This window comes from Effusibacillus consociatus (assembly GCF_042652925.1).
Classification (GTDB): Bacteria; Bacillota; Bacilli; order Tumebacillales; family Effusibacillaceae; genus Effusibacillus; species Effusibacillus consociatus.
Genome location: NZ_JBHSHC010000098.1, coordinates 35141 through 48105, shown reverse-complemented (window position 1 = coordinate 48105; position 12965 = coordinate 35141). Strand labels below are relative to the sequence as shown.

Sequence of the window (12965 nt, the reverse complement as noted above, 5' to 3'; positions counted from 1 at the left end):
TCAAGGTTAACGGATTTCATTCCGTTTTGTGCCTTGAGCGAAGCGAAAGGAATGGGTATAAAAATGAGTCAAAAATTTAGCCGCAGAGAATTCATGACTTATATGGGAGTTGGAACTGCTGCAATGATCGGTGCGGTTTCCGGTCTGGACAAGGTTGCAATGGCAGCCGGAAAGACATGGGAACCTGATAAAGCTGCACAAGGAATTCCGTCGAAGTTTAAGCCCATTTCAAGGACTCGGCAAAATGATGTGATGTTGCCGCAAGGTTTTAAATACGACATTATTGCCACTTATGGGGATGTAATCAATTCCAAGGGAGAAAAATTCGGAGACAGTGTGGACCTGACAGTCTACTTCCCGATCGATGCGGTGGAGGGAGGCAACAATTCGGAAGAAGGCTTGCTGTGGGTGAACCATGAATTCCCGATGCCTGAAAACTACATGAAGATGTTGGGGATGTTGGGCATTGTTGCTGACAAATATGAAAACTCCTTAGCTGCCAAGTATCCGGATCTTCTCCAGATGCAGAAGGAATCGGTGGGTGGTTCCGTGATCCGGATCAAGAAAGAAAACGGCACTTGGAAAATGATCAAGGATGACAAGTACAACCGCCGTGTACATGGGAACACGAAAATCGAACTTACCGGTCCGGCTTCGGGATCCACTGCGGTAAAGGGTGCAAAAGTGGTCTATGGAAGCCTTGGCAACTGCAGCGGGGGTCGGACTCTCTGGAACACCGTTCTGTCTTGCGAGGAAAACACCGAATATGGAAAGTCTTACGGATGGCCAGATTTTGTGGACGAGCATTACGGATGGGTTGTTGAAGTCGATCCGTTCAACCTGGATGCTCCGGTTCGCAAACATACCGCATTAGGACGGTTCGCTCATGAAAATGCTGCGATGGGACTGACCAAGGACGGTCGTGTGGTGGTTTACATGGGTGACGATTCGAGAGATGAGTTTTTCTATAAATTTATCAGCGAGAAGAAATTCAATCCGAATAACCGTGAGGCGAACTTCAGCATTTTGGAATCCGGCACCTTGTATGCAGCCGACTTATATAACGGAAAGTGGATCGCTTTGGACTATAACAAGAACGAAAAGCTTCGCACTTACAAGAAAGCGGGAGCAAATGAACCGTTCTTTAAGAGTCAGGCAGACGTGGTAACATTTGCCCGTGAAGCAGGCAGAGCGGTCGGGGGGACTCCGATGGATCGTCCGGAAGACGTGGAAATCCATCCGCATGATGGAACCGTATATTTGTCGTTAACAAACAACAGCAAGCACGGGAACTTCCATGGTCAAATCCTGCGCTTCATTCCCGCTGATGAAGACCATGCCAGCGATTCCTTCACATTTGAAGTGTTTGCTGTTGGCGGTCAGCATAACGGTTTTTCCTGCCCGGATAACCTGCATTTTGACAGTGAAGGCAACCTTTGGGTGGCTGAAGATTACGGAGATGACGAAAAGGTTTATGAACAGTTTGGCAACTGTGCATTCCTTATGATCCCAACCGCAGGCAAAAACTACGGAGAGGCATTCCAATTCTTGTCCGGCCCGGTCGGAAGTGAAACGACAGGTCCCTGGTTCACTCCGGACGAGAAAACGTTGTTCCTTAACATTCAGCATCCCGAGTCTTGGAATCCTCATCCGACACACCGATTTGGAAGAGCGTCCACAATTGCAATTACCGGATTTAAAGGGGTGTAGTCCATGTTATCCAGTATCGGTATCCCTGGCCTGATTTTGATTCTCGTATTGGCGTTGATCATATTTGGGCCGCAAAAGCTGCCTGAGTTGGGGCGCGCCTTTGGCAACACGCTCAGAGAGTTTAAAGATTCAACAAAGGGTATAATGGGAGACGACTCTGATAAGGAGAAAAAGTCAGCCTAAGCTTTGAAAAACGCTTTTTGGTGATAATACCAAAAAGCGTTTTTTTTGCCCGCGCGTATGCGTCAATCCTGGACACCACCCGACAGGTTTCGAAGCAATTGCTTCGCTATCGAAAAGAAAGTTTATTTAAGTGGAGAGATTCTCTTTGTCGAAAAATCTTATTTTCAATATACCCGGTCAGACCTTTAGGGTGAAAGGTCTGATCGGGCAAACTGCCGACGAAGCTTGATGTTATCGGGAGTGAGTGTCAGAAGTACTCGAAGCTTTCCGAGCCATGACGAGTGTATTTTTAACAGGTCTTTATGAAACCTTTATGAGATCTTAATATTTCGTTGTTACCCTAAAAGTATTAGGAGCAGGAAAGGGGTACAGCAATGCAGAGGGTGACTGAGTGGATGCGTGGTGGTGACATCACGACGTTTTTCTGGGTAAATCATGCATGGAAGTCGTCGTTCTCCGATCGGTTCATGCCCCTGATTACCAATCTGGGCGGTGCTGTTTGATGTATCAGTCTGTCACTTGTCTTGCTGTTGAGCGGAGATCCCTTCTGGCATCAAACGGGGATTCATCTGGCACTGAGTTTGTTGATCAGTCATGCGGTAGTGGCCCTTTGCAAAAAGGTTGTTCCGCGACCCCTGGCAGCGGGAAAAACAGATGAATGGGATCAGCCGCTTAATTGTGCGAAGTGTATTGCGAAAAGATGTCGGTACTTTGCTTGGCAGGCTGTCACCGGATGCGGTTGTCTGCACCCATCCGCTGCCCGCATGTCTGATTGCGGAGATGAAACGGAAAGGTCTCCGCGTACCTTTATGCACGGTGCTGACCGATTTCGATATTCATGGCTACTGGACACATCCCGGGGTGGACCTGTATTGTGTTCCGAATCAGGAGATGGCAGCAGCCCTGCGAGATCGTGTGAAAGGCCAATCGGAGGTGCGGGTAACCGGAATTCCAATCGCCAGGTCGTTTGGAACGGAAATTCCGAACCTGAAACGGATTGGGAACTCCTCAACCAAGCGGATTCTGATCATGGGCGGCGGCCTGGGGATCGGCGTGCTGCCGATGGTCCAGCAGATTGTCCAATCAGACGGCAAGGATGAGATCACGGTGGTGTGCGGAAAGAATCAGGCACTGCGCCGAGAATTACAGGAAGAATACGGAGATCTATCGAATGTGACAATCCTCGGTTATATGCGACAGGTATCGCGGCTCATGTCAACGAGCGACTTGCTCGTCACCAAGCCTGGCGGTCTAACGGTTTCGGAGGCACTCGCCATGAAGCTGCCAATGGTGTTGTACACTCCCATTCCAGGCCATGAGTGGCGAAACGGGCAGCTGATGTCAAAATTGGGTGTGGCTGTGGCTGCGAGAACGGAAATCGTGGCAGCCCGTATGTTCGGTATTTACTGGAGAACGAATCGGCTCGAAAACGGATGATCGAGCGCATGGAGTCCGTCAGGCGTCCGTTTGCAGCCGATGAGGTTGCCCGTGCTGTGCTGGAACAAACAGAAGTGACAGCCGTAAAGGCGCAATAAGCGGGGGGGGATTTGTGTGAGGATAGCACTTTTTACAGAAACCTTTTTATCTCAGGTCAACGGGGTTGCGATGACACTTGGCCGTCTCGTTCAGTATTGGGAGCGACAAGGAATTGAATTCTTGGTATTCGCGCCGGATGATCGGGGACAGACCGCTGATTCTGAGAATATCCGCCGGGTGTTGAGCCTTCCGTTTCCTTTATACCCGGAATGCAGAATTCCCCTCTACCGTTATGCGACAATCGAAAAGCAGCTTCTCGAATTTCAGCCTGATCTGATTCATTTGGTCACTCCTTTTACGTTGGGATTGATCGGTCATCGTTTCGGCCGGCGCCACAAAGTTCCGATGGTGGCTTCCTATCACACCAATTTTGATCAATATATTGACTATTACTGTCCTGGACATCAGGGGGCCTTGGCACGGCTCGTGCCTTCGATGGTGCAAAAAATGTTCTGGTTCTACGTTAGCTGGTTCCACAATTATTGCGAACGAAACTACTGTCCATCCACCGCTACGAAAGAGATCCTGGAGGAAAAAGGGATCCGAAACGTGGAGATCTGGAGCAGAGGGATTGATACAGCCAGGTTTAGTCCAGTCTGCCGCAACCCTTTGATTCGCCAAAAATTCGGGATTGACGAGTCAAAACTTCTGCTGCTGTATGTGGGACGCGTTGCACCCGAGAAAGACATTGATATTTTGCTGGAAAGTTATAGAACTCTGCCACAAGATGTTGCAGACCGTGTACACTTGATAGTGGTGGGAGACGGGCCTCTCCTGTCGAAGATGAACCGCCAGGAGCATCCCAATATTACGTGGACCGGGTTTCTTCGTGGGCAGGAGCTGGCCGAGATGTACGCCTCCTGTGATTTGTTTGCCTTTCCTTCCAGCACGGAGACTTTCGGAAATGTGGTGTTGGAGGCGATGGCATCAGGACTCCCGGTTGTCGGAGTGGAATCCGGCGGGGTGGTGGACATAATCTCCCATATGAAAAACGGGCTGCTGTGTCATCCGCGTTCTGTCGAATCATTCCGTGAAGGCATGAACGTGCTGGTCCGCAACGATCATTTGCGGCTTCAGATGGCCCATTTTGCCAGAACGAACGGGTTAAAGAGAAGTTGGGATTCGATCTTTGACGGATTGACGGAAAGTTACCGTTCCGCGATTCAGAAAGAAACGGTGCTGAAACGATCTGTCCCGGGGATTAAATAGACGCCATCACTGGATCGAAAGGAGAGAGAAGATGAGGATTTGTATTGTGGGGGCCGGGTATGTTGGGCTGGTTTCAGCGGCTGTATTTGCCGATTGGGGTCATCACGTGGTCTGCATTGAGAATGACCTGCAAAAAGTGACACGTATCCAAGAGGGGGATCTGCCTGTATTCGAACCCGGGCTGCCGAACTTGGTCAAACGCAATGTGCAGGAGGGACGTTTGCTGTTCACGGCAGATTTTACTCACGGGATTCAAGAACAAGATTTGATCATGATAGCGGTCGGAACGCCTCCCGGTGACAACGGACATCCGAATCTGACGGCTCTCTGGAATGTGGTTAAGGCATTGAAAGAATATGCCCGAAGCAGCATGATGGTGGCTATTAAGAGTACTGTTCCGATTGGAACCTGCGACGCAGTGTCCCGCTACTTGAATGCGGATACTGAGTTTCGGTTCGATGTGGTGTCGACTCCGGAGTTCTTGCGGCAGGGAACGGCGATTGCAGATTTTTTGTCACCGGATCGAATGGTGATCGGATGCCGGACCGACTCGGCGAAACAAATCCTGAAGAAGTTGTTTGAACCGCTTGAATGCCCGGTGGTTTTTACCGATTGGCAGAGTGCGGAGATGATTAAATATGCCGCCAATGTGTTTCTGGCAACCAAAATTTCTTACATTAACACGATAGCCAATCTATGTGAGGAAGTAGGCGCAAACATTCACCAGGTAGCGCTCGGAATCGGACTCGATCACCGGATTGGTCCTGCATTCCTCAAGCCGGGTGTGGGATTTGGCGGTTCCTGCTTGCCGAAAGACACGCAAGCGATTGTGGCGCTTGGGGAAGCAAACGGTGTGGATGTATCTTTATTCCGGGAAGTCCTGCGATTGAATCACGAACAGCACATGCGGGTTGTGAAAAAGTTGGAAAAATGTCTGGGCGGATTGGAAGGAAAAAAGATTGCCGTGCTGGGACTTGCTTTTAAAGCCAATACGAACGATGTGCGAGAGGCGCCTTCTCTGGCGATTATCTCACGGATTGTTGAACTCGGAGGTCAAGTGATTGCTTACGATCCTGCAGCAGATATGGAAGCTTTGCGGCGGTTGTTGGACTTTATACCTGCAGCCGACCCGTACGAAGCAGTAACCGGTGCGGACGCAGCTGTCGTCTTGACCGAATGGGAAGAGTTTTATGGAATGGACCTCCAGCGAGTAGGCGATCTGATGAACAACAGGCTGATAATTGACGGAAGAAATCTGTTTGCTCCGCAAGTAATGAGCCAATACGGGTTTCACTACGTACCGGTAGGGATTCCGAAACAAGCACCGGTGTTTCCAATCACAAAGTAATCCCGGCTTCGTACAATCGAAATTTGACGTTTTTTGTCGTCAGGGGTGCAGGGGTATGGCAAATCGTCGTGCGTATGTGATGTTATTAACCGATAACCTGAATAATGAAAAGTTTGCTGATCTTCTTAACAAACACATCAAGAAACACCCCGTGGGGATGATGTATTTAGATATCAAACGGTTTGGCGAAATCGAACGCAGATATGGGCAAAAGCTGTGCGATCGGATCCTTCAGATTTTAAAACAGTTACTCCTGGAGGTTGAAAACGACGGAACCAAAGGGGTATTTGCCCATCGAATGTTCGGTGACGACGTGTTCCTGTTTGTTGAATTGGATGAAGGCGACCGAAAGCAGATTCTGATGAACTTCCGACAGTCGGCTCTTGATTTGAGAACCGATCTGGAAGAAAAATTAAACGACTATCTAGTGTTGGCTGACGAACAAATTGAATTGCATGTAGGGGCTGCTCTGTTAGACACCAGTATGAACGGAAGTACGGAAGTGGTTCTTTACAACTCGATCAAGGAGGCAATTCACGAGGCGAAAAGCGAAGCGGATGAAGAGTACGCACAGAAAAGAAAGGAGTTTCTGGATGTTCTCACCGGCAAAGAAATAACAGCACATTATCAACCCATTGTATGTCTTGCAAGTGGGGGGATCCACGGCTATGAAGCGTTGTCTCGGGGGCCGGAGGGAAGTTTCTTTGCCTCCCCTCTTCGTTTGCTTGACTTTGCCGAAAAAGAAGGAAGTCTCTATACATTGGAGAAAATTGCCCGCGAACGGGCGATCCAAGGCTTTTCGGTCAAGGATCCCGCCCATAAACTGTTTATCAATATGAACGCGAACGTGATTCATGATCCGCACTTCACTCCGGGCCAGACCCTCCAATTACTTGAACAAACGGGTCTTACACCGCAAAATGTGGTGTTTGAGATAACCGAACGGCAATCAATTGATGATTATGCTACCATTACAAGGACTTTAGATCATTATCGGAAACAAGGGTATCGAATTGCAATTGATGATGCGGGCGCCGGGTATTCTTCCCTGCAGGCCATTGCGGAGATTCGACCCGACTACATAAAAATTGACCGTTCCACCGTGGAAATCGAGCATGCAAGGGATTCCAATCCATTAACCGTTACCGGGCAACCGCCGGATTGAAGGGGAACTGATGAAGCGGATCTCCAAGCAGCAACCGTTCTCGATCATTTACGCCGATCTGGATTATTTCAAGTGGTTTAATGATCAATTCGGTTTTCAACAAGGGGATCCCCGGCTTCTATCATGGAGGGTCCGACAGAGGGACTGCAGGCAGAGAAGGTGGGGGATGGTTACCTGTAAAAGATCGCAGGGGCCAAGCAGTGAATGCAGAAGGTGTAGCGATTTCGATTGCGCTGCTGGAGTGCTTTGCTGAAGAACTTCCCGGCCAGTCACCAGAGATGTTGACAAAACGGGTGGTTGAATTGAAAAAATTGGCCAAAGCACAAGTCGGCAGCGTATATATAAAAGGGACATTGGGAGATTAACTCCAAACAAAATAGCCTTCGCAGCGGGAACCGGGTTTCGGTTTCTCATGTGAAGGCTTTTTCATTAGCAGTTTAGGGATACTACAGGTTCAGGCAGAGTAGTGATGCTCGTTGGAGGCAGAAACAGCAGCTCGAAAATATCCCGGTCTTTGCCGGGTCCATAATAATCGTATTCCCGATGACTGAAATAGAAACCAAACGATTCCAACGCCCTGATCGAGCGTGTATTTTCCTTGCTGACAGTTACCAGAACCCGGCTGAGATTCGGGAATTTTTCGAGGGCAGTCAAACGGGCTTTGATCAGTCGTTTTCCAAGCCCTTTTCCTTGATACTCCGGCTTTACCAGATTAAACAAAAGCCACCCGGCAGACTGGTACATATCAATTCCGGCACAACAGAATCCGACAATTTGTCGACCGTCCGTCGCTTTAAAAATCAAATCGGGAAACAGTTCGAAATACTTTTTGAGTTCGTGGAGGTTCATTCTGTCCGGCATAGTTAAATCCGCCAACTGAATCATTTCCGCAAAATCTTCACGTCCGGCAATTGTGATGATAGGTTCCATGGTGATCCAGCTCCCGCAAAATAAATATCACTGCATCTCCATTCTAGCAAAGCATTGTGGACGCTATGTGGTGAAAATTTTAAGAGTTTGTAAGGGGATCGATAACCGGGATATTAGAAAAAGGAGCCGAAAAGACTCCTTTTTTTAATGAATTTCAGGTCTGTTTTCGCTTATGCCTGAATCAATCGCCGCTCCCCTCACCAAATCTTCATCTTCCCTCATTGTTTCCATTGCAGAGTCTTTTACTTCTTCCAGCATCCCGCTCAGTTTTGCGGTGGACTCTGAGACACCCGCCGCCAATCCTGCTGTTGCCGATTTTGCAGAATCCATGGCACCAAGCAGCAGGGAGGTTCCTTTAACCAATGCTTGACGTGTCACCCTGCGAGCTTCCGGTGATAAGGCTAATACAACCCCTGCGACAGTTAAGGCGATTCCGACAGGAGAAGACAAATTGAAGATGCGTTTTAACATGAACTCCCTCCCTTTCCATTAATATGGATGGAAGTGGGTTCCTCTATGCATATTGCCAGCCAGTATCTTGCATCTGGTGTACAAGAAAAAGGAAAACGTACCGAAAAAAACATTCTTGGCGACTTCCAAACTGCCGGCTATAAAGTTGCTTTCCTTCATTGGCCGATATGACCAAGAAATCGATTGATATCTTATCGCATTCACAGCAATGTGGAAGAAACTTTGGATTTCGATGCTGCGGTGAAAGCAGCGATTGATTTTGCAATGAAAGACGGCAACACGACCGTTATTATCTCAGCTGACCATGAAACGGGCGGTCTGTCTCTCTCGCGACAATATCTATGACGTGAATCTGGAAGATTTCAAGATGTTGAGCAAATCTTCCGAACTGATCGGTAAAGAACTGAAGAACGCAAAAACTACTGAAGACGTTCGCAATATCCTGGCGAAATACTCCACCTATCAGTGGACCGAAGCCGAATTGCAACAAATTCTTCAAGGTGACGGCAGCTCCTACGGCCGTGAAGGCGGTCTGAATGCTGTAGTAGCGAAGCATGCGCTGGTCGGGTGGACGGGTCACGGTCATTCCGGAGTAGATGTCGGGATCTGGGGTTATGGGCCAGCGATCGATGCACTACGCGGCGTTCATGACAACACCGACTTGGCGAAAGTTGCCGCCGAAACGATCGGTGTGGATCTGGTTGAAGCGACAAAGAAACTGCAAGCGAAATATCTCTATCCTCTGTTCAAGATCGACCGAGCAGGCAAGGTGCTGTTCCCGGCAAGAGCGTTGTACGCCGAGTATGGTTTGAAGACTTCTTGGGATGCTGCAACCCAGACTGCCACCTTTGAGAAAGAAGGCTTGAAGATCGTTGCAACCATAAACCAAAATACGATTACCGTAAATGGCGAAAAGCTGACATTGCCAACCGCGCTCAGTGAGGACAACGGTACAATGTACCTGCCGCTTGAAGCGTTTGAAAAAGCGGTTGGCAAAAAGCTGACTTGGGATTCCTTGTCGGAACGTATCGTGATGGAATAAGAAAGTGAAAGTGGAAGTCAGGGCGGGAAGCATACTTCCTGCTCTTTCCCTTTTTCGGAGGAGGGGTTTTTGATGATCCAAGCCATACAGCTTACGAAAGCATACACGTTAAAGTCTGGGATTGTTCCGATTCTTTCTATACCTTCCTTACACATTAAAAAGGGGCAGAGAACGGCCATTATCGGTCCATCTCATTTGTTTCATTTGTGTCATCTTTTATAAAAAAAGAGGGGCACCGCTGTCTATGCAGGTGCCACAAATTTCATTTTCTTTTTATAACCCTGTAAATGAAGAAACGTATCAAAACCATTACGCCTTATTAATACAACTTGATATAAAGCAACCGATAAATCAAAACTCATTTACTAATCACCATCCGAACGCGGACTACCCTTTTTCTTCTTTCCCTTTTTTAGATATTTCCATCAAAAATTGAATAATCATGATAGGGATAAAAGTGATAAACAAGAAGGAAATATAGACCCGAGGAATTTTATAATAGTCATCGCCCCATCCCATTGACAAAAGATACACAACCGCTAATATTCCAGTACTCACGATCCACTTGACCAAAAATCGTCGTAACAAGGGCAGCCCCTCCTTTTTGGTTCTGTGATGATTATACTAAAAATAGACAGGGGTAGGCTCACCCCTGTCTATATATATTATTTAATTCCCATAATTAGCACTAGACCAATAGTCGTTACCGCCAACATACAACTTCAGCCAATTTGTTTCAGTATTGTATCCGCCTTCGTCTGTTTTCCATCTTAATTCAGCTTGTGCTGCTTCGCCCCATGCTTCTTGTTGTTTAATTATTCCGAACGATACAAATTCATAGTTCCCCCACGTTCCAATGTAGTAATCATATACTTTGGAAATGTAATCATCTCCACCATTAATGATTGTAAAATCAGCATAAAAGTATGCACTCATAAACACAGTACTTTGCTTCACTTGAACACCTTTATAGTTGCAGTATCCAGTACCACAAGAAACTGTCCCTTTACTTGTGTCCACAGACTCAATAACAGCAGAGCCATCCTTGAATGTAAACTTTTTGACGACCTTTTTATCCGAAACAATTTGCTCGAACATAGACCCGTCCTCGAATTTAATCTTTCGAGATTCGTTTTCATTCGGATTAATCGCCAAATATTTTTCAGCTTTCGCCTTGTTCTCTGGAATCTCCGAGTCAACTTTCTCGCCTTTTTTGACTTTGTTCAACAGAATCTTTTGGGTCTTTTCGTCGATTTCGAGATTGGTCATGTTTTGGATAATTTGTTTTTCCTGTTCAGCGGTCAATTCCTTTGTGTTTGCTTTTCCAGTTGCCCCCGCTGGTGCGGCCAGCGCCAAAACAAGCGCTAACGCCGAAAATAATAAACGATATACCTTTTTCATCAAAACTATCGCCCCGAATAGTAGTTTTTACTTTCAGGTATATTATAGTATAAATTCATATATTTTGAAATAATAAATATTCGACGAATTCCGAAAAAAATAGGAGTAGGAAGGGTGCATTTTTGATAATTATATGGACAATTCTTATAAGTACTGTGCTGTCTGTAACGACATTGCTCATCATCAATCAATTGGAAGCTGGATACCTATCTAAAGGTCTTGTTGTCGATACTGGCTGTTGTTTTTATATTCTCAACGGTAACTTTTACGTGCTTTTCCCTTGACAATCAATACGTGATGACAAATGAGACTAGTAAAACCATTTGGAAACCAAGTAGGGCACAAATGACTTTTCAACCCGGTATCCCAGTGTATCTCCACGCGAAGGCAATTGGTACGGGAAAACAGGGGATGCGGTAATCGGTGCGCATGCAGCGAAAACGCTTGGGCTAAAAGTTGGCGATGAGTTTCACGGTAGTCATGGTGCAGCAGCGGAAGAGGCCGGTGATGAGGAACATTCGAAGTTTAAGTACCATGTTGTCGGAATTCTTCCACCTCTTCAACACGGCTGATGACAAAGGGGTATTTACAACGCTTGACTACGCTTGGGCGGTCCATGGTCATCATGACGAGCACAAAGAAGGGGCGGGACATACCGAGCAAGCAGGCAAGGAAGATCATGACGAAGATGAAAAGATGATCACCGCCATGGTTGTAAAGCCAAATTCCCAACAAACGGCTGGTGCGTCATCGGGAAGTAGCGATCCAATACAGTGGTTTCGACAGCTGAATCGACACCGGCACAACAAACTGCCGCGGCTGCAAATGGGAATAAAATTTCGTTCTAAGCCAACAAGCCTTTGGGAACTTTCTCAACCCAAGGGCTTTTTCTATACAAAAAATTAACGATACCAAAACGAGATCTTCAAAATTGTTTGGTAACTTTATTGCAACGACAGATGTCCTTTCAGAAGGAGCGATGTGGGTGATCAAATGTCCGGTTTGCTCTGAGTTGTTGGAACAGTTAACAACGGTACATTGCCAAAAGGTACACGGGGTGACAAAACAACATGTGATTGAGCAGTACGGGAAACCTACCCCTCTTTTCATGGAGTTTGCAGCGAAGTTTGCCGAGTCGACACCGGTCATCCGACAGCGTGATTTTGCGAACTCACAATTGTTGACAGATCGGATTCGCTCAAGAAACCGCAAGTTTCACAGTGATCGTTAATCGATACGAAGGGTGTGGGATGATGAGCCAACCTGCAGAAAAGCTGAAACAAGTTTCTTCTCTTTCCGTAAAGATTGCGAAAAGCGCAGCTGAAATTGAAAAAGCGCTGCGCTTGCGGTACAAGGTATTCGTGGAAGAGGCCCGAAATATCAATCTTTTCAACGAAGCAGGCATTGAACGGGATGAATACGATGCCTATTGCGATCACCTGATTGTTGAGGATCTTGAATCCGGTCAGGTGGTAGGTACCTACCGACTTTTGCCGGGAGACAGGGCAAGCTTGAACCTTGGATTCTACTCGGAGACTGAATTTGATCTTTCCGGATTTCAGGAGTATAAACCATTTACTCTTGAGCTTGGCAGAAGCTGCATTGCTGAGGAATATCGTGGAAGCAGGGCTATTCAGATGCTATGGGAAGGCATTGCCGATTATATCACGGAACACGGACACAAATATCTGATCGGGTGTGCCAGTGTTGAAATGAAAAATCTGCTGGAACTGAACGAACTTTACAGCATGTTGAAAGCAAAAGGAGTGATTACCGACCGTTTCGGAATCCGTCCCCTGGAAACCCATCGGATTGAAGGCCTGCAATCAATTGAAATCGATGCCGATGACAAGACGGTGTTTCGCAAATTGCCCCCCTTGATGAAAGGCTATCAGTGGTGAGCTGTTTCACCGGTGTGATTGTCTGGGTCAGTTTTTATCTGTGGTTAGGGTTTGTGGTCGGTTAGAGCA

Annotated in this window: 20 protein-coding genes; 15 read left to right on the top strand and 5 right to left on the bottom strand. The window is 47.1% G+C overall.

All coding sequences use genetic code 11. The features are described 5' to 3' along the window. The 7 genes from ACFO8Q_RS13030 to ACFO8Q_RS13000 all read left to right on the top strand — a co-directional run. The coding region (locus tag ACFO8Q_RS13030) for a PhoX family protein (RefSeq protein WP_380026242.1) at positions 1-1710 on the top strand (1710 nt) is incomplete at its 5' end. A gap of 3 nt (positions 1711-1713) precedes the next feature. Then, positions 1714-1893 (top strand): twin-arginine translocase TatA/TatE family subunit, encoded by a 180-nt coding sequence (locus tag ACFO8Q_RS13025; RefSeq protein WP_380026241.1) that lies wholly within the window; start codon positions 1714-1716, stop codon positions 1891-1893. A 374-nt stretch (positions 1894-2267) separates the two neighbouring features. Continuing rightward, positions 2268-2396, top strand: coding sequence for a hypothetical protein (locus ACFO8Q_RS13020; protein ID WP_380026240.1), 129 nt, complete (start codon positions 2268-2270; stop codon positions 2394-2396). A 151-nt stretch (positions 2397-2547) separates the two neighbouring features. Then, complete coding sequence (locus ACFO8Q_RS13015; protein WP_380026239.1) at positions 2548-3330, top strand: MGDG synthase family glycosyltransferase; 783 nt, start codon at positions 2548-2550, stop codon at positions 3328-3330. A gap of 114 nt (positions 3331-3444) precedes the next feature. Continuing rightward, complete coding sequence (locus ACFO8Q_RS13010) at positions 3445-4638, top strand: glycosyltransferase family 4 protein (RefSeq protein WP_380026238.1); 1194 nt, start codon at positions 3445-3447, stop codon at positions 4636-4638. A gap of 31 nt (positions 4639-4669) precedes the next feature. Further along, positions 4670-5986 (top strand): UDP-glucose dehydrogenase family protein, encoded by a 1317-nt coding sequence (locus ACFO8Q_RS13005; RefSeq protein WP_380026237.1) that lies wholly within the window; start codon positions 4670-4672, stop codon positions 5984-5986. 55 nt (positions 5987-6041) lie between these two features. Beyond that, on the top strand, positions 6042-7151 hold the full coding sequence (locus tag ACFO8Q_RS13000; protein WP_380026236.1) for an EAL domain-containing protein: 1110 nt from the start codon (positions 6042-6044) through the stop codon (positions 7149-7151). Here the strand turns inward: ACFO8Q_RS13000 and ACFO8Q_RS12995 are convergent. Beyond that, complete coding sequence (locus ACFO8Q_RS12995; protein WP_380026248.1) at positions 7129-7251, bottom strand: hypothetical protein; 123 nt, start codon at positions 7249-7251, stop codon at positions 7129-7131. The genes ACFO8Q_RS13000 and ACFO8Q_RS12995 overlap by 23 nt on opposite strands. On the opposite strand from ACFO8Q_RS12995, the gene ACFO8Q_RS12990 reads away from it, so the two are divergent. Together ACFO8Q_RS12990 and ACFO8Q_RS12985 are read left to right on the top strand one after the other, a co-directional pair. Next, positions 7195-7404, top strand: coding sequence for a hypothetical protein (locus ACFO8Q_RS12990; RefSeq protein WP_380026245.1), 210 nt, complete (start codon positions 7195-7197; stop codon positions 7402-7404). The two genes, ACFO8Q_RS12995 and ACFO8Q_RS12990, sit on opposite strands and share 57 nt — an antisense overlap. After that, complete coding sequence (locus tag ACFO8Q_RS12985; RefSeq protein ID WP_380026247.1) at positions 7352-7516, top strand: hypothetical protein; 165 nt, start codon at positions 7352-7354, stop codon at positions 7514-7516. Before ACFO8Q_RS12990 ends, ACFO8Q_RS12985 begins: the two co-directional genes overlap by 53 nt. A gap of 64 nt (positions 7517-7580) precedes the next feature. Here ACFO8Q_RS12985 and ACFO8Q_RS12980 read toward each other — a convergent pair whose 3' ends face one another. Together ACFO8Q_RS12980 and ACFO8Q_RS12975 are read right to left on the bottom strand one after the other, a co-directional pair. After that, positions 7581-8081 (bottom strand): GNAT family N-acetyltransferase, encoded by a 501-nt coding sequence (locus tag ACFO8Q_RS12980; protein ID WP_380026235.1) that lies wholly within the window; start codon positions 8079-8081, stop codon positions 7581-7583. Between the two features lie 144 nt (positions 8082-8225). Further along, complete coding sequence (locus tag ACFO8Q_RS12975; RefSeq protein WP_380026234.1) at positions 8226-8552, bottom strand: hypothetical protein; 327 nt, start codon at positions 8550-8552, stop codon at positions 8226-8228. Positions 8553-8597: 45 nt separating this feature from the next. Here ACFO8Q_RS12975 and ACFO8Q_RS12970 point away from each other — a divergent pair, with 45 nt between their 5' ends. Genes ACFO8Q_RS12970 through ACFO8Q_RS12960 form a run of 3 tightly spaced genes read left to right on the top strand, consistent with a single transcriptional unit; the run spans position 8598 to position 9594 of the window. Beyond that, positions 8598-8723, top strand: coding sequence for a hypothetical protein (locus ACFO8Q_RS12970; RefSeq protein ID WP_380026233.1), 126 nt, complete (start codon positions 8598-8600; stop codon positions 8721-8723). 39 nt (positions 8724-8762) lie between these two features. Continuing rightward, complete coding sequence (locus tag ACFO8Q_RS12965; protein ID WP_380026244.1) at positions 8763-8897, top strand: alkaline phosphatase; 135 nt, start codon at positions 8763-8765, stop codon at positions 8895-8897. 22 nt (positions 8898-8919) lie between these two features. Then, the gene (locus ACFO8Q_RS12960; protein WP_380026232.1) at positions 8920-9594 is read left to right on the top strand and encodes a copper amine oxidase N-terminal domain-containing protein; all 675 of its coding nucleotides are present in this window, start codon (positions 8920-8922) and stop codon (positions 9592-9594) included. 387 nt (positions 9595-9981) lie between these two features. Here ACFO8Q_RS12960 and ACFO8Q_RS12955 read toward each other — a convergent pair whose 3' ends face one another. Then, complete coding sequence (locus tag ACFO8Q_RS12955) at positions 9982-10182, bottom strand: hypothetical protein (protein WP_380026231.1); 201 nt, start codon at positions 10180-10182, stop codon at positions 9982-9984. A gap of 81 nt (positions 10183-10263) precedes the next feature. Then, the gene (locus ACFO8Q_RS12950) at positions 10264-10995 is read right to left on the bottom strand and encodes a hypothetical protein (RefSeq protein ID WP_380026230.1); all 732 of its coding nucleotides are present in this window, start codon (positions 10993-10995) and stop codon (positions 10264-10266) included. Between the two features lie 507 nt (positions 10996-11502). Here ACFO8Q_RS12950 and ACFO8Q_RS12945 point away from each other — a divergent pair. From ACFO8Q_RS12945 to ACFO8Q_RS12935, 3 genes are all read left to right on the top strand, one after another. After that, positions 11503-11901, top strand: coding sequence for a hypothetical protein (locus ACFO8Q_RS12945; protein WP_380026229.1), 399 nt, complete (start codon positions 11503-11505; stop codon positions 11899-11901). A 79-nt stretch (positions 11902-11980) separates the two neighbouring features. Continuing rightward, entirely contained in the window at positions 11981-12226 is a 246-nt protein-coding gene (locus tag ACFO8Q_RS12940) for a hypothetical protein (RefSeq protein ID WP_380026228.1), read from the top strand. A 22-nt stretch (positions 12227-12248) separates the two neighbouring features. After that, positions 12249-12896 (top strand): GNAT family N-acetyltransferase, encoded by a 648-nt coding sequence (locus ACFO8Q_RS12935; protein ID WP_380026227.1) that lies wholly within the window; start codon positions 12249-12251, stop codon positions 12894-12896. The last annotated feature ends 69 nt before the right edge of the window (positions 12897-12965 follow it).

Bases quoted from the DNA above. Each gene is read 5' to 3' on its own strand.
- ACFO8Q_RS12970 (WP_380026233.1), top strand. From the start codon at position 8,598: ATGCATATTGCCAGCCAGTATCTTGCATCTGGTGTACAAGAAAAAGGA.
- ACFO8Q_RS12975 (WP_380026234.1), bottom strand. From the start codon at position 8,552: ATGTTAAAACGCATCTTCAATTTGTCTTCTCCTGTCGGAATCGCCTTA.
- ACFO8Q_RS13015 (WP_380026239.1), top strand. From the start codon at position 2,548: ATGAATGGGATCAGCCGCTTAATTGTGCGAAGTGTATTGCGAAAAGAT.
- ACFO8Q_RS12980 (WP_380026235.1), bottom strand. From the start codon at position 8,081: ATGGAACCTATCATCACAATTGCCGGACGTGAAGATTTTGCGGAAATG.
- ACFO8Q_RS13020 (WP_380026240.1), top strand. From the start codon at position 2,268: ATGCAGAGGGTGACTGAGTGGATGCGTGGTGGTGACATCACGACGTTT.
- ACFO8Q_RS13000 (WP_380026236.1), top strand. From the start codon at position 6,042: ATGGCAAATCGTCGTGCGTATGTGATGTTATTAACCGATAACCTGAAT.
- ACFO8Q_RS13025 (WP_380026241.1), top strand. From the start codon at position 1,714: ATGTTATCCAGTATCGGTATCCCTGGCCTGATTTTGATTCTCGTATTG.
- ACFO8Q_RS12935 (WP_380026227.1), top strand. From the start codon at position 12,249: ATGAGCCAACCTGCAGAAAAGCTGAAACAAGTTTCTTCTCTTTCCGTA.
- ACFO8Q_RS12960 (WP_380026232.1), top strand. From the start codon at position 8,920: ATGTTGAGCAAATCTTCCGAACTGATCGGTAAAGAACTGAAGAACGCA.
- ACFO8Q_RS12945 (WP_380026229.1), top strand. From the start codon at position 11,503: ATGAGGAACATTCGAAGTTTAAGTACCATGTTGTCGGAATTCTTCCAC.
- ACFO8Q_RS12950 (WP_380026230.1), bottom strand. From the start codon at position 10,995: ATGAAAAAGGTATATCGTTTATTATTTTCGGCGTTAGCGCTTGTTTTG.
- ACFO8Q_RS13005 (WP_380026237.1), top strand. From the start codon at position 4,670: ATGAGGATTTGTATTGTGGGGGCCGGGTATGTTGGGCTGGTTTCAGCG.